Annotated in this window: 19 protein-coding genes; 12 read left to right on the forward strand and 7 right to left on the reverse strand. The window is 66.8% G+C overall.

Features of this window, described 5'->3' with window-relative positions; genetic code table 11:
* Positions 1-74 precede the first annotated feature (74 nt).
* Positions 75-1,520, forward strand: a complete 1,446-nt coding sequence (locus tag A5759_RS21380) for an aldehyde dehydrogenase (protein ID WP_068200975.1) — start codon at positions 75-77, stop codon at positions 1,518-1,520.
* A 25-nt stretch (positions 1,521-1,545) separates the two neighbouring features.
* Here A5759_RS21380 and A5759_RS21385 read toward each other — a convergent pair whose 3' ends face one another.
* On the reverse strand, positions 1,546-2,148 hold the full coding sequence (locus A5759_RS21385; protein ID WP_068200977.1) for a TetR/AcrR family transcriptional regulator: 603 nt from the start codon (positions 2,146-2,148) through the stop codon (positions 1,546-1,548).
* A gap of 103 nt (positions 2,149-2,251) precedes the next feature.
* On the opposite strand from A5759_RS21385, the gene A5759_RS21390 reads away from it, so the two are divergent.
* Genes A5759_RS21390 through A5759_RS21400 form a run of 3 tightly spaced genes read left to right on the forward strand, consistent with a single transcriptional unit; the run spans position 2,252 to position 5,923 of the window.
* Positions 2,252-3,412 carry a spirocyclase AveC family protein gene (locus A5759_RS21390; RefSeq protein ID WP_068200979.1) on the forward strand — a complete coding sequence of 387 codons (1,161 nt, stop codon included), beginning with the start codon at positions 2,252-2,254 and terminating at the stop codon, positions 3,410-3,412.
* Position 3,413: 1 nt separating this feature from the next.
* Entirely contained in the window at positions 3,414-4,235 is an 822-nt protein-coding gene (locus A5759_RS21395) for an AAA family ATPase (RefSeq protein WP_068200981.1), read from the forward strand.
* A complete protein-coding gene (locus tag A5759_RS21400; RefSeq protein ID WP_068200985.1) occupies positions 4,232-5,923 on the forward strand; it encodes a nitric oxide reductase activation protein NorD in 1,692 nt (563 codons plus the stop codon). The genes A5759_RS21395 and A5759_RS21400 overlap by 4 nt, the downstream gene beginning before the upstream one ends.
* Positions 5,924-5,947: 24 nt before the next feature.
* Here A5759_RS21400 and A5759_RS21405 read toward each other — a convergent pair whose 3' ends face one another.
* Positions 5,948-7,123 carry an acyl-CoA dehydrogenase family protein gene (locus A5759_RS21405; RefSeq protein WP_068200987.1) on the reverse strand — a complete coding sequence of 392 codons (1,176 nt, stop codon included), beginning with the start codon at positions 7,121-7,123 and terminating at the stop codon, positions 5,948-5,950.
* A gap of 56 nt (positions 7,124-7,179) precedes the next feature.
* On the opposite strand from A5759_RS21405, the gene A5759_RS21410 reads away from it, so the two are divergent.
* The 3 genes from A5759_RS21410 to A5759_RS21420 are packed head-to-tail and all read left to right on the forward strand — an operon-like array spanning position 7,180 to position 9,830.
* Positions 7,180-8,094, forward strand: coding sequence for an NAD(P)-dependent oxidoreductase (locus tag A5759_RS21410; RefSeq protein WP_068200989.1), 915 nt, complete (start codon positions 7,180-7,182; stop codon positions 8,092-8,094).
* Between the two features lie 11 nt (positions 8,095-8,105).
* Complete coding sequence (locus A5759_RS21415) at positions 8,106-8,849, forward strand: hypothetical protein (RefSeq protein WP_068200990.1); 744 nt, start codon at positions 8,106-8,108, stop codon at positions 8,847-8,849.
* 12 nt (positions 8,850-8,861) lie between these two features.
* Positions 8,862-9,830: an LLM class F420-dependent oxidoreductase gene (locus tag A5759_RS21420; RefSeq protein WP_068200992.1), complete on the forward strand. Its 969-nt coding sequence runs from the start codon at positions 8,862-8,864 to the stop codon at positions 9,828-9,830.
* On the opposite strand, the gene A5759_RS21425 is transcribed toward A5759_RS21420, so the two are convergent.
* Both A5759_RS21425 and A5759_RS21430 read right to left on the reverse strand, forming a co-directional pair.
* A complete protein-coding gene (locus A5759_RS21425; RefSeq protein ID WP_068200994.1) occupies positions 9,782-10,228 on the reverse strand; it encodes a VOC family protein in 447 nt (148 codons plus the stop codon). The genes A5759_RS21420 and A5759_RS21425 overlap by 49 nt on opposite strands.
* Positions 10,229-10,246: 18 nt before the next feature.
* Entirely contained in the window at positions 10,247-10,999 is a 753-nt protein-coding gene (locus tag A5759_RS21430; protein WP_068200996.1) for an SDR family NAD(P)-dependent oxidoreductase, read from the reverse strand.
* An 87-nt stretch (positions 11,000-11,086) separates the two neighbouring features.
* Here A5759_RS21430 and A5759_RS21435 point away from each other — a divergent pair, with 87 nt between their 5' ends.
* From A5759_RS21435 to A5759_RS21445, 3 genes are read left to right on the forward strand one after another with little or no spacing between them, the layout of a single operon-like run.
* On the forward strand, positions 11,087-11,740 hold the full coding sequence (locus tag A5759_RS21435) for a TetR/AcrR family transcriptional regulator (protein WP_082962241.1): 654 nt from the start codon (positions 11,087-11,089) through the stop codon (positions 11,738-11,740).
* Positions 11,741-11,762: 22 nt separating this feature from the next.
* Complete coding sequence (locus A5759_RS21440) at positions 11,763-13,064, forward strand: acyl-CoA dehydrogenase family protein (RefSeq protein ID WP_068201000.1); 1,302 nt, start codon at positions 11,763-11,765, stop codon at positions 13,062-13,064.
* Positions 13,065-13,102: 38 nt separating this feature from the next.
* Positions 13,103-14,095: a phosphotransferase family protein gene (locus A5759_RS21445; RefSeq protein ID WP_197506155.1), complete on the forward strand. Its 993-nt coding sequence runs from the start codon at positions 13,103-13,105 to the stop codon at positions 14,093-14,095.
* Between the two features lie 21 nt (positions 14,096-14,116).
* Here the strand turns inward: A5759_RS21445 and A5759_RS21450 are convergent, their stop codons facing one another.
* From A5759_RS21450 to A5759_RS21460, 3 genes are all read right to left on the reverse strand, one after another.
* Positions 14,117-14,620 carry a hypothetical protein gene (locus A5759_RS21450; RefSeq protein WP_066845303.1) on the reverse strand — a complete coding sequence of 168 codons (504 nt, stop codon included), beginning with the start codon at positions 14,618-14,620 and terminating at the stop codon, positions 14,117-14,119.
* Entirely contained in the window at positions 14,617-15,234 is a 618-nt protein-coding gene (locus A5759_RS21455) for a TetR/AcrR family transcriptional regulator (RefSeq protein WP_064397130.1), read from the reverse strand. Before A5759_RS21455 ends, A5759_RS21450 begins: the two co-directional genes overlap by 4 nt.
* A 153-nt stretch (positions 15,235-15,387) precedes the next feature.
* Entirely contained in the window at positions 15,388-16,677 is a 1,290-nt protein-coding gene (locus tag A5759_RS21460; protein WP_068201004.1) for a cytochrome P450, read from the reverse strand.
* Between the two features lie 123 nt (positions 16,678-16,800).
* Here A5759_RS21460 and A5759_RS21465 point away from each other — a divergent pair, with 123 nt between their 5' ends.
* Both A5759_RS21465 and A5759_RS21470 read left to right on the forward strand, forming a co-directional pair.
* Positions 16,801-17,415: a TetR/AcrR family transcriptional regulator gene (locus A5759_RS21465; RefSeq protein ID WP_068201006.1), complete on the forward strand. Its 615-nt coding sequence runs from the start codon at positions 16,801-16,803 to the stop codon at positions 17,413-17,415.
* A 127-nt stretch (positions 17,416-17,542) separates the two neighbouring features.
* Positions 17,543-18,382: a mycofactocin-coupled SDR family oxidoreductase gene (locus tag A5759_RS21470; protein WP_068201008.1), complete on the forward strand. Its 840-nt coding sequence runs from the start codon at positions 17,543-17,545 to the stop codon at positions 18,380-18,382.
* Positions 18,383-18,398: the final 16 nt, after the last annotated feature.

Consider the following 18,398-nt stretch of genomic DNA (forward strand, 5'->3'; position numbering starts at 1 on the left):
TTCCGGACCGCGGTCGGGCTCCCATTCGGACCACAACCGTGGTGCAGACATCGGCGCGGAAGGGTGAGCAGACAATGCGATCGGACGAGTTGTTCATCGGCGGCCAATGGTCGCCAGCGAGCGCCGGAGACCACATCGAGGTCGTCTCCCCTCACACCGAGGAACCCGTCGCGCGTGTCGCCGCCGCCGGGCCCGCGGACATCGACAGGGCCGTCGCCGCCGCACGCTCCGCGTTCGACTCCGGTCCGTGGCCGCGCCTGGCCCCTACCGAACGCATCGCCGCCGTGCGCCGCCTGGCCGAGCGGTACGGCGAACGGCGCGGCGAGATGGCCGAGACCATCACCGCCGAGATCGGGGCGCCCATCAGCTTCGCCCAGCGCGCGCAGGTCGGACTGCCCACGATGATGATGTCGGCGTTCTGCGATCTGGCCGACACGTACCCGTGGGAGGAATCCCGCCCGGGGATGTATGGAACCGATATCCGTATCCGCCGCGAGCCCGTAGGCGTCGTCGCCGCCATCGTGCCGTGGAACATGCCGCAGTTCCTGATCGTCACCAAGCTGATCCCCGCGCTGCTCGCCGGCTGCACGGTCGTGCTCAAGCCTGCGGCCGAATCACCGCTGGACGCACTGCTGCTCGCCGACATGATCGCCGAGACCGGGCTGCCCGACGGCGTGGTCAGCGTGCTGCCGGGTGACCGGTCCGCGGGCGAGTACCTCGTGAAACATCGCGGGGTTGACAAGGTCTCGTTCACCGGGTCGACCGCGGCGGGCAAGGCGGTGGCCGCCGCGTGCGCCGTCGATCTGCGCCGCGTCAGCCTCGAACTCGGCGGCAAGTCGGCGGCCGTCGTGCTCTCCGATGCCGATCCCGCGGCCGTCGCCGCAGGCGTCCGCTCGGCAAGCCTGTCCAACAGCGGTCAGATCTGCAACGCGCTCACCAGGATTCTGGTGCCTGCGGCACGTTCGGCTGAGTTCACCGATGCCCTGGCCGCCGAGATGACGTCGCTCATCGTGGGGGATCCGACGGATCCGGCCACACAGGTCGGACCGCTCGTCGCACAACGTCAGCAGGAGCGCGTGCGGGGCTATATCCAGACCGGCCGGTCCGAAGGCGCGCGCCTCGTCGTCGGGGGCGCCGACATGCCCGACGGGCTCGACCGTGGCTGGTATGTGAAGCCGACGCTGTTCGCCGACGCCGACAACGACATGACCATCGCACGCGAAGAGATCTTCGGGCCCGTCCTGACCGTCATCGCCTATGCCGACGAGGACGAAGCGGTGGCGGTGGCCAACGACTCCGACTACGGCTTGGCCGGATCAGTGTGGACGACCGACACCGAGCGCGGAGTCGCCGTCGCCGAGCGCATCCGCACCGGGACGTTCGGCGTCAACCAGGGTTACACGATGGATCCGTTCGCCCCGTTCGGCGGCGTCAAGGACAGCGGATACGGTCGCGAACTCGGACGCGAGGGCATCGACGGGTACACCGACACCAAATCCATATCGATTGCCACAGCCTAGGTTTCGGTCCGTTCGGCGGCTCACGTCATGGGAATTTGATCGCCGAGACGTACATGTCGATGATCGGCCGGTACAGGTCGACGTCGTCGAGTTCACTGCCGAGCACGATGGCGTCACTGGTGGCGATCAGCACCTGGGCGAACGTCAACGGCGGGATCACCAGGGTTGCGCCGAGCCGATCGATGCCGTCGACGATGAATTTCGCCAACGCCTCGACCACCTCCGCGCGCTTGCCGACCACGCGTTCTCGCGCATCCGGATTGCGCAGCAGGTACAACGTGAACTCGTGGCCGAGGGCAGCATGCTCGGCACCCCGGTCCTGGCTCAGCTGACGCCACCGTTGCGCGATGTCGTCGCGCTCGCGGGCTCCCACCTGCTTCGACGACGACATCACCTCGGCGAAGTTGTCGAAGTAGCGCCGCCAGTAGCGGTCGCTGACGGCCAAGAACAGCTCTTCTTTGGTGGCGAAATGCTTGTATATGGCGCCCTTCGTATAACCGGCCTCAAAGGCGATGTCGTCGACAGTGGCTGCCGTGAAACCCTTTTCGGCGAACACGTTCTCGGCCGCGTCCAGCAGCAGGGACCGGGTGTGCTCGAGCCGCCGCTCCCGGGTCCACCGCTCCGCCATGCCGGAATTCTGCCACAAGAATCTAAGATCCCATTGAGTTCTCCAGATACCGACCGGTATATTTCTCGAGATCGCGATGACGAGGCGCGATCGAGGAGGCGTCGTGAGCGAACTGTCGAACAAGCCATCCACTGAGTCGCTCAGCACAGTGGGACGACTCGAAGAGGCGTCACCACGGCCGTCGAACCGGGTCAAGATCTGGGCGACCCTGGGCGGCGTGATCCTGGTCCTCCAGATCTACGTCTGGATCCGGTGGATCACCGGCCCGTACTTCACGCCGGTCGATCCCGGTCCGACGGAGCCGCCGACCTTCATGAAGGTCGCACTGATGATGTGGCAGATCGGTTCACCGGTGCTCTTCCCGGTCGCCATCTGGTGGTTCATCATCCGGCCCTGGCGACGCGAACGTCGCATCACGTTGGACGGCATGATCATGGTGTCCACGGGCCTGTTCTTCTTCCAGGACCCGCTGCTGAACTACATCAACACGTGGTGCACCTACAACGCGTGGGCGTTCAACATGGGGTCGTGGGCTCCGCACGTCCCGGGATGGCTCTCACCCGAGAGGCCGGGCGCCCAGGTGGCAGAACCGTTGGGCATCAACGTCTCCGGATACGCGTACGGCGTACTGCTGTGCACGATCCTGGGCTGCTGGGTCATGCGAAAGGCCCAGCAGCGGTGGCCGAATCTCGGCACCAAGGGTCTGATCGGCGTCGCCTTCGCGTGGGGTTTCGTGTTCGACTTCGTCATGGAGGGCCTGGTCCTGATGCCGCTGGGGATGTACACGTTCCCCGGTGCCATCCAGGCGCTGTCGATCAACGCGGGCACCTACTACCAGTGGCCGATCTATGAGGGCCTGATGTGGGGCGGCGTGCAGGCCGCGCTGTGCTGCCTGCGGTTCTTCACCGACGACCGCGGCCGCACGGTCGTCGAGCGCGGCCTGGACAACGTCCGGGGCGGATTCGCCAAACAGCAGTTCGTGCGTTTCCTCGCGATCTTCGCCGCCATCAGCGCATCGTTCTTCGTCTTCTACATCATCCCCGCGCAATTCATGGCGACCCATGCCGACCCGTGGCCCGAGGATGTGCAGAAGCGTTCCTATTTCACCTCAGGTTTGTGCGGCGAAGGTACTGACCGGCCGTGCCCCGACCCGTCGCTGCCGATCCCGACCAGACACTCGGGTTACATCAACACCGACGGCGAATTCGTGCTGCCGGAGGGCGTGGAGATGCCCGCCGTCATACCGCACGAGCGGAGCGAATGAGGTGTCGGCGAACAACCACGCTCCGACGCTCGAAGACCGTTCGCGGGCACCGTTTTACTGGCCCATCGGCGATGAGGTCGAGGTGTTTCGTGCCGCGGCGCGGCGAGGTTCGCCGGTGCTGCTCAAGGGTCCCACCGGATGCGGTAAGACTCGGTTCGTCGAGGCGATGGCGCACGAACTGGGCCGCGAGTTGATCACCGTCGCCGGCCACGAGGACATGACGTCGGCCGATCTGGTGGGTCGGTTCCTGCTCAAGGGCGGCGAGACGGTCTGGGTCGACGGACCGTTGACCAGAGCAGTTCGGACAGGGGCGATCTGCTACCTCGACGAGATCGTCGAGGCACGCCAGGACACCACCGTCGTGATCCACCCACTGGCCGACCACCGCTGCGAACTGCCGGTCGACCGGCTCGGTACCACCCTGTCGGCGGCGCCCGGGTTTCAACTGGTGATCTCGTACAACCCCGGCTACCAGAGCGTGCTGAAGAACATCAAGGAGTCGACGCGCCAACGGTTCATCGCGATCGAACTCGACTTCCCGCCGCCCGAGGTGGAAGCCGAGATCGTCGCGCACGAGGCCGGAATCGACGCCGACACGGCACAGACCCTGGTGGCGATCGGCAACGCGATCCGCGGCATCGACGGCTCACCGCTACGCGAGGCGTCCTCGACGCGGATGCTCATCCTGGCCGGCGGCCTGGCTGCCGAGGGGCTCGGTCTGCGGCGCGCCGTGCAGGCCGCGATCGTGGAGGCGCTGTCCGACGACAGAGACGTCGTGCGCGCGCTCGGCGAACTCGTCGATGCGCTGCTACCGAGCCCGTGAGTGCCTCGGGCGCAGCCGAACTCGATCGGTTCCGCTTTCTGGCGACGTTCATCGCCGGTCGGTCGATCGACATCGCGCCTGCGCCGGAGGGCCAACCCGCCCACACCAACGGCACGGCCATCTTCGTCACCGGCAGCGGTTCAGACGAGCAGATTCGGCGGGAAGTGCTGTTGCACAGCGCGCTCATCGGGGCGGGCAGCCTGCAGGAGCCGTTGGTCCGTCCGTTGCGTGCGCGTCCGGCCCTCGCGCGTCGCTACCTGGCGGTCGAGGGACGCCGGGTGCTCGTCGACCTGGCCCGGCGGCTGCCGCTGGCCGCGGCCCTGGAACCCGAGGATCCGCATGGCTCCACATCGGCCGCCGAGTCCCTCGAAATCGCGCGTAGCCGAACACGAGTCAGCGAAGCGCCCGACTGGTTCGGCCTCCTCAAACCGTCGGCACTGCTGAGCACGGCCGCTGAACCGGGCGCCCGCGCCTCCGACGCCGACCTGCGGTTCACACCCGATCCGGCCGCCATACCGGTGGACGACGGAGACGATGACGACGACGAGGGACCGTCTGAGGAAAGCAAGATCCTCAAGATGTTCGACAACCCGCTGTTCAACTCGAAAACGGTCGGGGATTTCCTGCGCAAACTGCTCGGCACATCGGGATCGTCCGGCAACAGTGCCGGCGGGGATCCGCAGGCCGAAGCCGTGCGGCGGGTCCGCGCGGGCGGCCCGCACGCCAGGCCGCTGCCCCACCGGATCCACTTCACCGACGACGAACGCCCAGGTGCCGCCGTCGGGGTGGGCGGAGCGCTGCATCCCGAGTGGGACGTCTTCCGCCGCCGGTACCGGCCGGACTGGTGCCGGGTGATCGACTACCCCCTGACCACGCCCGCCGACGTCACCGCTGCCGCCGTCGCCCGCGACGACGTCCTGCGCCGCCGGCTTTCCCGGATCGGGTTGGGCCCCAGGGTGTTGCGGCGCCGACCCGACGGCGACGAACTCGACATCGAAGCCCTCGTCGACCTGTCCGTCGACCTGCGTTCCGGATTCTCCCCGCCTGAGCACATCTTCACCGAGCACCGCAAGGTCGCCAGGAACCTCGGGGTGCTGATCCTGCTCGACGCGTCCGGTTCGGTAACCGACGCCGACCCGGACGGCCTGGCCGTACACGAGCACCAGCGGCGAGCGGCCGCCACACTGGCGGCCACGCTCGAGGACCTCGGCGATCGGGTCGCGGTCTACGCGTTCCGGTCCCGGGGCCGCCATGCGGTCCACCTTCCGGCGATCAAGAAGTTCGATCAGCGCTTCGGGGCGGTCGGACGCGCTCGTCTCAACCAACTGCAACCGTCGAGCTACACCCGCCTCGGCGCGGCGATCCGCGGCGCGGCCGAGATCCTCAAGGAAGAGGCGGGCACCCCCAACAAGCTGTTGCTCGTCTTGTCCGACGGACACCCCTACGACGACGGTTACGAAGGCCGCTATGCGGAGGCCGACGCGCACAAGGCCCTCGAGGAACTGCGCGCCGACGGCGTTGCATGCCTGTGCCTTTCGATCGGTTCCTCAGCGAGTGCCGATGCGCTGGACCGCGTCTTCGGTTCCGTCGGCCATGCCGGTGCCGCCTCGTTGGCGGAGCTCAGCCCGCGGATGGACGAGTTGTTCATGGCGTCACTGCGGGAGCTGGCGGCCCCCGCACCGCGCTGAGCGCCGGTTTTCCTCCGGGAAACGTCAGCGGGCAGGCAACCCCAGCACCCGCTGCGCGATGATGTTGCGCTGGATTTCCGACGCCCCGCCCGAAATGGTCCCGGCATAGGTGCTGATGTAACGGGTGACCCAGTCGGCCGTGAAAAGGCCTGGGCTGTAGGGGTTGTACGGCGCGGTGAGCCCCGGACTGCGTAAGCCTTCTGCGCCGGCGGCGTCGAGCGCATACCCGAGCGCCTTCTGCTCGGCCTCCGATCCGAACAGTTTCAACACCGAGACGCCGGGGATGTCGCGTTCACCCCGCGCCGCCTGTCCCAGTGCGACGGATCCGAGCAGGCGCAGCGCCTGATAGTCCATCGCAATGGTCGCGTAGCGGTCCTGGTTCACCGCTCCCGCCGGGCGGAAGTCCTGCAGTAGTTGATCCAGCCGGTTGGCGAACGCCATCCACATCATGGTGCGTTCGTGGCCCAGCGATCCGTTGGCCACGCGCCAACCCTCATGCAGAGGACCGACGAGATTCTCGGCGGGCACCCGAACGCCGGAGAAGAACACCTCGTTGAAGTCCAGGTCCTCACGGCTGTACACCGAAGCGAACGGCCTGCGCTCGACTCCGGGTAGGTCGGTGGGGATCAACAGCGCGCTGATCCCCTTGTGCTTGGGCGCATCCGGGTCGGTGCGCACGAACGCGAGGATGACATCGGCGTCGTGTGCGCCCGAAGTCCAGACCTTCTGCCCGTCGACGACGAAATCCTCACCGTCGCGCACCGCTCGCGTCGCTAGGCCCGCCAGGTCCGAACCGGCCCCGGGTTCGCTCATGCCCAGCGATGCGGTCATCTCGGCACGCAGAATCGGCACCGCCCACCGCTGCTTCTGCTCCTCGGTGCCGAAGGACAGCAGCGACGCGGCGATGATCCCGACGCCCTGCGGATTGAACGCATGGTAGATCCGACGCCGCGCCAGCTCCTCGCGGTGGACGAACTGTTCGAGCACGCCCGCGTTGCGGCCACCGAATTGCGGCGGGTTTCCCGGCAGCAACCATCCGTGATCGAACAGCAGCCGCTGCCAACGGCGTGCCCACTGCGGCACATGGGCCGTCGATCGGGACCGCTCCGCCGCCTCGGCCTGCGGCGGCAGATGCTCGTCGAGGAAGGCGACGAACTCCGCGCGGAACGCCTCCACCTCGGCATCGAAGGTGAGCTGCATCCCGCCAACATATCAAGTACTTAACATTTGACGCGCGGTGCGCTAAGACTTAAGGGATGCTCGACGGCGAGAAGATCCTGATCACCGGTGCCACCGGCAAGATCGCGTTCCCCTTGGCGCGGGAGCTGGCACGCAAGAACGAGGTATGGGGTGCAGCCCGTCTGCGCGAGCCGGCCGGCCGCGACAGGCTGAGCGCCGCCGGTGTCATTCCGGTCGCCCTCGACATCGGCGACGGCGACTTCTCCGCCCTGCCCGACGATTTCACCTATGTCTTCCACGCCGCGGTCGATCCCGGAGCCGAGGACTGGACGCGCTGCCTGGAGACGAACGCTCAGCGTTCGGGCGACCTGCTGCACCGGTACCGCGCCGCAAAAGGCTTCGTACTGTGTTCGACCGGCTCGATCTACGCGTACCAGGGTCAGCGGCCGCTGACCGAATCCGATCCGCCCGGGGTGCCGTTGCGGGCGAACTACAGCTTCTCCAAGGTCGCCGCCGAGGCGGTCTGCACGTGGGTCGCCCGACAGTACGAGATTCCGTTGACCATCATCAGGATCTGTTCCACCTACGGGCCCGAAGGCGGCGCCCCCGCCGACCGTCTCGACGCGATGCTGGCTCGGCGACCGATAAAACTGCACCCGGACCGGCCGAACAACTACAACCCGATCTACGAGGACGACTACGTCGCGCTGGGGATCAGAGCGATGGAGGCAGCCGACACGCCGCCGGTCGTGGTGAACTGGGCCGGCAGCGAGACGGTCAGCGTCGAGGAGTACTGCGCGTACATGGGAGAACTGGTCGGCGTCGATCCGATTTTCGAGTACACGTCCGAGGCCCACACGCCGCTGTGGCCCGACGTCAACCGCATGCACGAGGTGCTGGGGCGCACGACGGTCGGCTGGCGCGACGGTTTCCGCCGGATGATCGAGGCCCGCCACCCCGAAATCCCGCTGCCACAGCCGGATTCGGTGTAGAGGAGACGTCGATGCAACTGCCGGGCAGACCGTCGGACGAGGTTCCCGAGGTGCTCGCCAACGGAGACGGGGACATCACCACCGTGTTCGTCTCGATGGCGCGACGCCACCCCGACGGCGCGGACGCGGACTATCTGCGCTGGCACACCCTGGACCATCGGCCCGAACAGCACCGGATGCCGGCGGTGCGCGCATCCCTGCGCCTGGTGTCCACGTCGCAATGCCGCGCCGCACGCGCAACCGGTGAAACTCCCTACGACCAGATCGATCACGTGATGACGTACTTCTTCACCGGGGTCGAGGGCATGGAACCGTTCCTCGCGCTGTCCAAGGCGCTCGGTGATGCGGGCCGCAAACTGCCGCTGCTGGCGCCCGTCGAACGCGGTGTGTACGACGTCCGGCGGCGCGCCGCAGCGCCACGGATCAAGGCCGGCGCCGACGTGCTGCCGTGGTGGCCGAGTCGAGGCGTGTATCTACTGCTGGAACGAGGCGCAGCTTCTCCGGACGAACTGGTGGATGTCGACGGGGTGGCAGGCGCGTGGACGGCGACGTCGCTGCCCGTCGAGGGCCGTCTGGCCAGTGCCCCTGCCGGGCAGACGATTACGTACTGCTTCCTCGACGACGGCCCCGTGGCGGTCGCGGAGCGGCTCCGACCGGTGCTGCAGGTCCGATGGGACGGCGATGGCGTCGAACCGCTTTTCGCCGCACCGTTTCACACCGTCGTCCCCTACGAATGGGACCGCTATGTGCCGTGAGCGGAGGTATGAATGCGCATCGGTTTGATGGTCGGCTCCGATAAGGAGCGCCCGCGCAGCGATCGGCTTAGTGGACTGATCGACGACGGAAGAGCCGCCGAGAAGCAGGGTTTCGCGACCTTCTGGATGCCGCAGGTGCCCGGTTATCTCGACGCGATGACGGCCGTGGCGTTACTCGGAAACGCCACCGACCGCATCGAGATCGGAACGGCCGTGGTGCCGATCCAGACCCGCCATCCGCTCATCATGGCCCAGCAGGCACTGACCACTCAGATCACCTGCGAAGGACGGTTCACACTGGGGATCGGCCCGTCGCACCACTGGATCATCGCCGACCAGCTCGGACTGCCGTACGACAAACCCGCGCGGCTGGTGCGCGACTACCTCGAGGTGCTCGACGCGGCGTTCAGTGGACCTGGCGCGATCGCCGTCGACAACGACACCTACCACGTACACAGCCCCGTTGACGTCACCGATGCCTTCACCGTGCCGGTGTTGGTGGCGGCGCTCGGCCCGACGATGCTCCGGATCGCCGGCGAACGCACCGGTGGAACCATCCTGTGGATGGCCGACGAACGCGCGATCGGCGACTACGTGGCGCCGCGCATCACCGCAGCGGCGAAAGAGGCGGGCCGAGAAGGTGTCCGCATCGTTGCCGGTGTCCCCGTCGCGCTGTGCGCCGACGGTGAAGTCGACGATGCCCGGGCGTACGCGAGCGAGGTGCTGGGGCACGCCGACTTCTCCCCCAACTACGTCCGCCTGCTCGAACAGGGTGACGCAGAGGACGTCGGCGACACCATGGCGGCGGGCGACGAGGCGACCGTTGAGGCGCGGCTGCGCAGCTACCGCGACGCCGGCGTCACCGATCTGGCAGCGCGCGTGGTTCCGCTCGGACAGGATGCCGCCCAGCGTCAGGCGTCGCGCAGGCGCACTCAGGAGTTCGTCGCGTCGCTGGCTTCGGAGTTCGCCTCAGGGACATAGCTTCCCATGAACTCGATGGGCACCCCGCCCATCGTGCAGAAAAACAGGTCCACGCCAGGCACACCGGTGTCCAGCATCGTGACGTCGTCAACGAAGGCGCCGGCCTTCGCGCGTGTTTCGGCGAAGTCGGGTGCCATGAACGACAGTGCTGCCAACCCCTCGGGCACGAGTTCACGAAGGTGCTCGGGAACGTCGAGCACCTCGATGAGCCCCGTGTCGCCGGTGCCGAGCATGGTGACCTCCGCACCGTCCGACGCCGGCCATCCAAGCGTCTTCTGCAGCACCTCACCGGGGACGTGCATCCGAAACTGCACCGCCATCCCCATCACCTCGGTCAGGAACGCGGTGAAGGTGTGCGCGGAATGGCTGCGCATGACGACGTGGTGCAGGTTGGGCATGTCTCGCCTTTCGTGGGTCTACGACCCCAGCATGATCAGGCCGCCGTCGACGGCGACGAGTTGTCCTGTCATGAAATGTGACCCCTCGCTGCAGAAGAACACCAGCGCGGGGCCGAGATCACGAACGGGGTCACCAAGCGCTCCGCCGAGCGGGATCGAGGTCTTCAGCTGCTCATCCATGAACTCGGCTGCCGGTCCGAGGAATTCGCGCAGCCGGTCGGCGCCCGGTGTCTGTACCGCGGGCGCCAGCGCGATCACCGATACCTTCTCGGCGGCCCATGCCCTGGCCGCCGAGCGTGTCCACGCGGCCACCGCCCCCTTCGTCGCCGCATATACCGCCGAGAGCGGACTGCCCATCACCGCCTCGGCGGATCCGAAGTTGATGATGCGCCCGCCGCCGTTCTCCCGCATCACCGCATACGCCGACTGATTGGTCAGGATCGTGGCCTTGACGTTGGTGTCGAAGAGGATCTCGATGTCGTCGGTGGTGATCTGACCGGGGATGCCCGGTTGCCACAGTCCGGCCGCGTTGAGCAGTACGTCGAGTCCACCCATCTCGTCGGCGACGGCCTGCACGGTCCGGTCGACCGCTTCGGCGTCACGCACGTCGCAGTGCACCCAGGACACGCCGGGCACGTCGGGTGGCGCCGTGGTGTGGCGGGTGGCCACTACGCGTGCGCCGGCCTCGGTCAGCACGCGCACCGCGGCCGCGCCGATGCCCGTGGCGCCGCCGGTCACCAAGATGCGCCTGCCGTCCAGTGTCGCGACCATCACTAGATAGTTGGACAAACGTCAACTATTTGCAAGCCTCAATTGCCCTGTTACAGTGCCGGAGTGTCCAAGGCCAGCGGCGAAGTCATGGCTGACGCTGGTCAACGGCGCGCGTCATTTCAGCGGGCTCGTTCGCATGAGACGAAGCGCGCGCTCGTACAGGCGGCTATGGCGTTGTGGCGCACGAACGGGTATGCCAAGACGACCGTCGCCGACATCTGCCGGGCCGCGGGCGTGTCAAGGGGCCTGTTCTACTTCTACTTTCCGGGCAAAGAGGACATCCTCTTCGAGGTCGGTCTGCTGTCGACCCGGTCGGCGCAGAAGAAGGTGCGCACGCTGTTGCGCGCCGACTACGACGTCGAGGCCGTCATCGGCGAGGCACTGCGCAGCCTCGAACGGTCGATGGCGCGCAATCCGCGCGAGCTGATCATCCAGACGATCCTCGAGGGCTACCGGCATGAACACCGGATCCTCGCGGGTGAGGCCGTCGACGGGACCGCCGACGCCGACATGTTCGGCGAACTGTTCACCCGGGCGCAGCGGGACGGAAAGATCGGCGCGCATGTCGACGTCGAGCACCTCTCCCGTGTGGCGGGAATGCACGTCAGCGAAGGCGTCCGACATTGGGCGAGCGGCACTTTCGGCGATCGCTCGTTCGCCGACGTCGTCACCGACGACATCGCGGCGCTGATCGCCGGGTTCAACACCAGAACACCGACGCCGCACTCAGCTCAAGATTGATTCAGCGCGAAAGGAGACCACGATGGCGTGGGATTTCGAGACCGACCCCGAGTACCAGAAGATTCTCGACTGGGCCGACGAATTCGTCAGGGAGGAGGTCGAACCGCTCGACCTGGCGTTTCCCGACCAGCAGTTCGTGCCCTTGGACGCCAACCGCCGCAAGGTCATCGACCCACTCAAGGACGAAGTGCGTCGACGAGGGCTGTGGGCCACCCACCTCGGCCGCGAACTCGGCGGACAGGGTCACGGCCAGCTCAAGCTCGCGCTGCTCAACGAAATCCTCGGCCGTTCCCAGTGGGCACCGATCGTGTTCGGCTGTCAGGCACCCGACACCGGCAACGCCGAGATCATCGCCCACTACGGCACCGACGCCCAGAAGGAGCGCTATCTGCATCCGCTGCTGGCGGGTGAGATCTTCTCCTGTTACTCGATGACCGAACCACACGCCGGTGCAGATCCGACGCTGTTCAACACCACCGCCGTCCGTGACGGCGACGATTGGGTGATCAACGGTCAGAAGTTCTTCTCCTCCAACGCCAGGACCGCCTCGTTCCTGATCGTCATGGTCGTCACCAACCCCGACGTGAGCGCTTACCAGGGCATGTCGATGTTCCTGGTGCCCACCGACACCCCCGGCGTGAACATCGTCCGCAACGTCGGACTGCACGGCGAGCGTGACGACGAAGGTTCGCACGCGCTGATCCACTACGACAACGTGCGGGTGCCCGCGGACGCGCTGCTGGGCGGCGAAGGCCAGGCTTTCGTCATCGCCCAGACCCGCCTCGGCGGCGGCCGTATCCACCACGCGATGCGCACGATCGGACTGTCCCGCAAAGCGCTGGACATGATGTGCGAACGCGCTCTGAGCCGGGAGACTCAGGGCAGCAGGCTGTCTGAGAAGCAGTTCGTGCAGGGCTACATCGCGGACTCGTACGCACAGCTACTGCAGTTCCGGCTGATGGTGCTCTACACCGCATGGGAGATCGACAAGTACAACGACTACAAGAAGGTCCGCAAGGACATCGCCGCGGTCAAGGTCGTGATGCCGACGGTGCTGCACGATATCGCCTGGCGCGCAATGCAGGTCCACGGAGCGCTGGGCGTCACCAACGAGATGCCGTTCCTGGGCATGGTCACCGGCGCCGCGGTGATGGGACTGGCCGACGGGCCGACCGAGGTGCACAAGACGACGGTGGCCAAGCAGGTGCTGCGCGACTATGCGCCGAGCAGTGACACATGGCCCAGCGAATGGATCCCGGCCAAGCGGGAGAAGGCCAGGGCGAAGTTCGCCGAGTATCTGGACCATGAAGTGGGGAACCTGTGAGCGACACCGCGATCGACGTTGCGCGGCTGACCGACTGGATGGACGCGGCCGAACTGCCCGGCAAGGGTGAGCCACTGCAGACCCGCTTCTTGTCGGGCGGCACCCAGAACGTCATCTACGAGTTGTGCCGCGGGGAACACAGCTGTGTGCTGAGGATGCCGCCGCCGGGTGCCCCGCCCGACCGCGACAAGGGAATCCTGCGGGAGTGGCGCATCATCGAGGCGCTCGACGGCACCGACGTTCCCCATACCGAGGCCGTCGCGGTGTGTGAGGATGCCGCGGTGCTCGGCCGCCCGTTCTATTTGATGGGTTTCGTTGACGGGTGGTCGCCGATGGATCTCGACGATCGGAAGTGGCCCGAACCGTTCGACTCCGACTTGTCTGCGCGCGGGGACCTGGCGTATCAACTCGCCGAGGGCATCGCGCTGTTGTCCCAAGTTGACTGGAAGGCAAAGGGTCTGCACGATCTGGGTCGGCCCGACGGCTTTCACGAACGCCAGGTCGACCGCTGGACCGCGTTCTTCGAGCGCATCAAGGGCCGTGAGATCGACGGCCTCGACGTCGCCACCGACTGGCTGCGCACGCACCGCCCGCTGGACTACGTCCCCGGGCTCATGCACGGCGACTACCAGTTCGCCAACGTGATGTATCGGCACGGCGCTCCCGCGCGGCTCGCGGCGATCGTCGACTGGGAGATGGGCACCGTCGGGGACCCGAAGCTGGATCTGGGCTGGATGGTGCAGAGCTGGCCCGAGGACACCACGGCGCCGACGGATTCGGAAATGGGTTATGTCGACATGCGCGGAATGCCTTCGCGCGCAGCCGTAGTCGAACACTATGCGAAGGTGTCGGGGCGCCAGGTCGACGACCTCGACTACTACCTGGTGCTGGCGAAGTGGAAGCTCGCCATCGTGCTCGAACAGGGTTTCCAGCGCGCGGGCGACAACCCGAAGCTGCTCGCGTACGGCCCAGTCATCGTCGAGTTGATGCGCTCGGCCGCCGAGTTGGCCGAATCCAGCGACTATCGGTGACGCGGCCGGCGCCCGCCGAAATCAGCTGGCGGGCACCAGATCCGCGGCGACGGAGACCATCATCCCGCAGCGGAACATCTCGCAGCCGCTGACCTCGGCGGCTCCGGGATCGCCGGCTGCCGCCAGCGCCTTGGCCTTGAACGCTCTGGCCGCCGCGCTCAGGCGGTGCTCGACGGAATCGACGCTGCTGTCGAGCTCGGCGGGCACCCGCTCACCCCACAGGGTCACCTCGGTCGCACCCTGATCGAGCGCGTTGCGCACATGCTGGAGAACCCGCGCGTCGCGGTCGATCATGTTGGCCGCGACGGCGACGGTGGCCGGATGCGGCCGTTCCTCCCACTCCGCGAGAACCGTTTCCAGGTCGAGGGTCTCGGCTCCGAGGATCGTCAGCGGGCGAACGTCTTCGTCACCACCGACGAGCACGGTGACGTCCCACCCGGCCATCACCCGGTCGTAGATCCAGCCGCCGGCATACTTCACCGCGTCCGTCACCGTCGGGGCAACGATGTCGAGCCGGTACCTCATGTCGAGCTCCGCGGCGCCAATTCGCGTCCCAGCGACTCGGCGTACCCCTTGAACACCTCGGCCAATTGAATCGATGGGTCGAGTAACCATAGGGTCTCCATTCCATAGGTGAAGGCGAGGATTTCCACGGCCTTGGTGGCCGCGTCGAGGTCTTGGCGGTACTTGCCGCTGCGCTGACCGCGCTCGATGATCGCGGTGATGATGTCGACCGCGTCGCGGTAACGCTTGACAAGGCGGTCGTGCAGCGGCGCGTCGGGCGCGATGTTCTCCACCAGCAGCACGGTGAAGGTCCCGACGAGTTCGGGCGCGCGGTCAAAGCGTTCGGGGACCCGGCCGAGCTCGGTGACGAGGTCGCCGGAGCGGTAGTCGGCGTGGATGGCGTCGTCGGCGTCACGGGCGTCGAGCACCGCGTTGAGGAGCTGCTCCTTGGACTCGAAGTGGTGCAGCAGACCAGCGGGCGTGACCCCGGCTTCCTTGGCGATCTGGGCCAGCGACGTGTTGCGCCACCCGTTGCGCGCGAGTAGGCGTTCGGCCACCGCGAGGATGCGCTGACGACGATCCTCGCCCTTGGCGAGGAGCGTGGCATACGGCCGCGCGGACTCCGTGGCGGACACCGAACTCCTTCGTTCAACCAACCTAGTGAACACACAGTAGGTAGGTTTGGGCGCTGTGACAAGCGTCTCAGCCAAAATCGGTTTAGACGGCCATCACATCAGCAGGTCAAGGGCTATTTCGACCGTCGGCCATCACCGCCGCGCGCCCGATTCCTACCGGCGCGTGAACTCGATGTGCAGCTCCGTCAGCCCGCGCAGCAAAAAAGTCGGCTCGTAGGCGTAGCGGCGCTCACCGGCCGGACCGTGGGCCGACTCGCTGATCCGGATGTCGCGCATGCGTTCGAGCAACCTCTGCACGGTGATGCGGCCCTCCACTCGAGCCAGCGGCGCGCCCGCGCAGGAGTGGATCCCGCGACCGAACGCGATGTGCTCGCGCACGTTCTTGCGGTCCGGTCGGAACTCGTGCGGATCGTGGAACTTGCGTGGGTCTCGATTGGCAGCGCCGAGGCACAGCATCACGATCGTGCCGGCCTTCAGCGGCACCCCGCCCAGCGTGGTGCTCTTGCGGACGAGCCGGAAGTCGACCTTGGTCGGTGAGTGCATGCGCAGCGCCTCTTCGATGAACGTCGGTATCCGCTCGGGGTGCTCGCGCAGCATCTGCTGGAAGTCCGGCCGGTCCCCGAGGGTCTGCACCGCCGCGCTGAGCAGCTTGGTGACGGTCTCCTGGCCCGCGGCGAACAGGAACGTCGCCGGCTTGACCACCTCGATCAGCTCCGGTGTCGAGCCGTCCGGGTACACCGCCGTGGCCATCCCCGACAGCACGTCGCCGCGCGGTTCGCGGCGACGCTCGGCGAGATAGCCGGCGAACTTGTCGTCGAGATACTGCAGCGGGTCGCGCCCCACCGGGGCGCCGTCGAGCGCGCCGACGCGCGTGCCGTAGCGCTCCTCGACGCCGAGCGCGGCCAGAAACTCCGGACGGTCCTCCTCGGGCACGCCGAGCAGGTCGATGATCGCCGACGTGGCGAAGGGCTTGGCGTATTCGGAGAGGAACTCGCAGCGCCCCTGTCCGGACTCCGGGCCGATGATCTGGTCGATCTGACTGTCGACCAGTTGCCACATGTAGTCCTCGTTCTCCTTGAGCCTGCGTGGTGTCAGGAGTTTGGTCAGCAGCGACCGGGCCCGCTCGTGGGCCGGCGGGTCCATCACGACCATGTGTTCGTGGATGGGAAACAGATGGCGGTGCGCCTCGATCTGTTCGGTGATGTCGTCGCCGTCGGGGACGAATGGCAGCGGCGGGAACGGCCCGCCGATCGCGTTGACCGCCGAGAAGGAGTCGTGATCCTTGAAGGCCGCCACCACTTCGGCGTAGCCGGTGACGGCGACGACGCCGTAGTTGGGTTCCCGAAACACCGGGCCCTGCCCGCGAAGGTGGTCCCAGTAGTCGTAGGGATCCTGACTGATCGCATGGTCGGAGAAGTAGTCCACCGAGGCGAGATCGGTCATCAACGGCCGTCCTTCCGGTCCTGGCGCCCGCAATCAATCTGATCGATCGATCAAACTGTTAGGATGCGCCATGCCTATCACGGCCCGTGACAGAGGGTCAAGCATTCGGGCGGAGGGTCGTTGATGCCGCGCGCCGAAAAGGTGAAACCAGCCGAAGCGGGAGCACGGCAACGCCTCATCGAGGCCACGGCGAAGGTCATGCGCGACGAGGGTTATGCCGCGGCGACGTCGCGACGCGTGGCCGCCGAAGCCGGGGTCAAACAGGCGCTGGTCTACTACTACTTCCCGACGATGGACGACCTGTTCGTCGAGGTGCTGCGGGCCGGCGCGGAGGCGTCCCTGGAGAACATGCGCGCGGCGCTGACCGATGACGACCCGCTGCGCACGCTGTGGCTGATCAACAGCGATCTGCGTCGGACCGGCCTGAACACCGAGTTCATGGCGTTGGCGAACCACCGCAAGGTGATTCGTGCCGAACTGAAGACGTATGCGGAGCGCGTACGCGACATCGAGACCGCCGCGGTCACCGTGGCCCTGCGTGCTCACGGCGTCGATCTCGACGACTACCCGCCGGTCGCCGTTTCGATGCTGATCGTGCAGATCGCGCGCAGCCTGTGCAACGAGGACGCGGTCGGCGTCACGCTCGGACACGACGAGATGCGCGACTTCATGCAGCGCTGGATGCAATCGCTGACGGACTCGTTGACCACAGGCAGGTCGCGGCCTCCGCCTGGCTGACGCGGCATTCACAGAGCGCAACACCGCGATGCGCCATCTCATGAGCCCCGACTGTTGACACGTGGGCCGATCGGTGCCACGCTCCTGATCGATCGACCAATATTTCGAGCGGCCAGAAGGTGGACACATGGGTGGACGAGTCGAGGGCAAAGTCGCGTTCGTGACCGGCGCGGCACGGGGTCAGGGCCGCAGCCACGCGGTGCGCCTCGCCGCAGAAGGCGCCGACATCATTGCCGTGGACGTCTGCAAGCAGATCTCCAGCAACGACGACATCCCCTGGGCGACACCGGATGACCTCGCCGAGACGGCCGATCTCGTCAAGAACCTGAACCGCCGCATCGTCACCGCCGAGGTCGACGTGCGTGACTACGACGCACTCAAGGCGGTCGTGGACGGCGGCGTCGAACAGTTGGGCCGACTCGACGTCGTCGTCGCCAACGCCGGCATCGGCAACGGCGGCGCAACGCTGGACAAGACCAGCGAAGACGACTGGCGCGACATGATCGACGTCAACCTGTCCGGCGTGTGGAAGACCGTGAAAGCCGCGGTCCCCCACATTCTTTCCGGCGGGCGTGGCGGTTCGATCATCCTGACCAGCTCGGTCGGCGGCCTCAAGCCCTACCCCCATACCGGCCACTACATCGCCGCCAAGCACGGCGTGATCGGCTTGATGCGCACGTTCGCCGTCGAACTGGGTCAGCACTCGATCCGGGTCAACGCCGTCTGTCCCACGAACGTGAACACGCCGCTGTTCATGAACGAGGGGACCATGAAGCTGTTCCGTCCCGATCTGGAGAATCCCGGACCCGACGATCTCGCCGTCGCAGCCCAGTTCATGCACGTGTTACCGGTCGGCTGGGTGGAGCCCGAGGATGTCAGCAACGCCGTTTTGTTCCTCGCATCGGACGAGTCGCGCTACGTCACGGGCCTTCCCGTGACGATCGACGCCGGCAGCATGCTCAAGTAGCCCCGGGGCGATTTCG

The sequence above is a fragment of the Mycobacterium sp. 852014-52144_SCH5372336 genome (assembly GCF_001665615.1).
GTDB classification, from domain to species: domain Bacteria; phylum Actinomycetota; class Actinomycetes; order Mycobacteriales; family Mycobacteriaceae; genus Mycobacterium; species Mycobacterium neumannii_A.

What these genes read in the sequence shown, in the direction of transcription:
- A5759_RS21415 (WP_068200990.1), top strand. Translation starts at nt 8,106, where the DNA reads ATGCAACTGCCGGGCAGACCGTCGGACGAGGTTCCCGAGGTGCTCGCC.
- A5759_RS21425 (WP_068200994.1), bottom strand. Translation starts at nt 10,228, where the DNA reads ATGCCCAACCTGCACCACGTCGTCATGCGCAGCCATTCCGCGCACACC.
- A5759_RS21465 (WP_068201006.1), top strand. Translation starts at nt 16,801, where the DNA reads ATGCCGCGCGCCGAAAAGGTGAAACCAGCCGAAGCGGGAGCACGGCAA.
- A5759_RS21470 (WP_068201008.1), top strand. Translation starts at nt 17,543, where the DNA reads ATGGGTGGACGAGTCGAGGGCAAAGTCGCGTTCGTGACCGGCGCGGCA.
- A5759_RS21410 (WP_068200989.1), top strand. Translation starts at nt 7,180, where the DNA reads ATGCTCGACGGCGAGAAGATCCTGATCACCGGTGCCACCGGCAAGATC.
- A5759_RS21445 (WP_197506155.1), top strand. Translation starts at nt 13,103, where the DNA reads ATGGACGCGGCCGAACTGCCCGGCAAGGGTGAGCCACTGCAGACCCGC.
- A5759_RS21420 (WP_068200992.1), top strand. Translation starts at nt 8,862, where the DNA reads ATGCGCATCGGTTTGATGGTCGGCTCCGATAAGGAGCGCCCGCGCAGC.
- A5759_RS21460 (WP_068201004.1), bottom strand. Translation starts at nt 16,677, where the DNA reads ATGACCGATCTCGCCTCGGTGGACTACTTCTCCGACCATGCGATCAGT.
- A5759_RS21380 (WP_068200975.1), top strand. Translation starts at nt 75, where the DNA reads ATGCGATCGGACGAGTTGTTCATCGGCGGCCAATGGTCGCCAGCGAGC.
- A5759_RS21450 (WP_066845303.1), bottom strand. Translation starts at nt 14,620, where the DNA reads ATGAGGTACCGGCTCGACATCGTTGCCCCGACGGTGACGGACGCGGTG.
- A5759_RS21405 (WP_068200987.1), bottom strand. Translation starts at nt 7,123, where the DNA reads ATGCAGCTCACCTTCGATGCCGAGGTGGAGGCGTTCCGCGCGGAGTTC.
- A5759_RS21385 (WP_068200977.1), bottom strand. Translation starts at nt 2,148, where the DNA reads ATGGCGGAGCGGTGGACCCGGGAGCGGCGGCTCGAGCACACCCGGTCC.
- A5759_RS21440 (WP_068201000.1), top strand. Translation starts at nt 11,763, where the DNA reads ATGGCGTGGGATTTCGAGACCGACCCCGAGTACCAGAAGATTCTCGAC.
- A5759_RS21430 (WP_068200996.1), bottom strand. Translation starts at nt 10,999, where the DNA reads ATGGTCGCGACACTGGACGGCAGGCGCATCTTGGTGACCGGCGGCGCC.
- A5759_RS21435 (WP_082962241.1), top strand. Translation starts at nt 11,087, where the DNA reads ATGGCTGACGCTGGTCAACGGCGCGCGTCATTTCAGCGGGCTCGTTCG.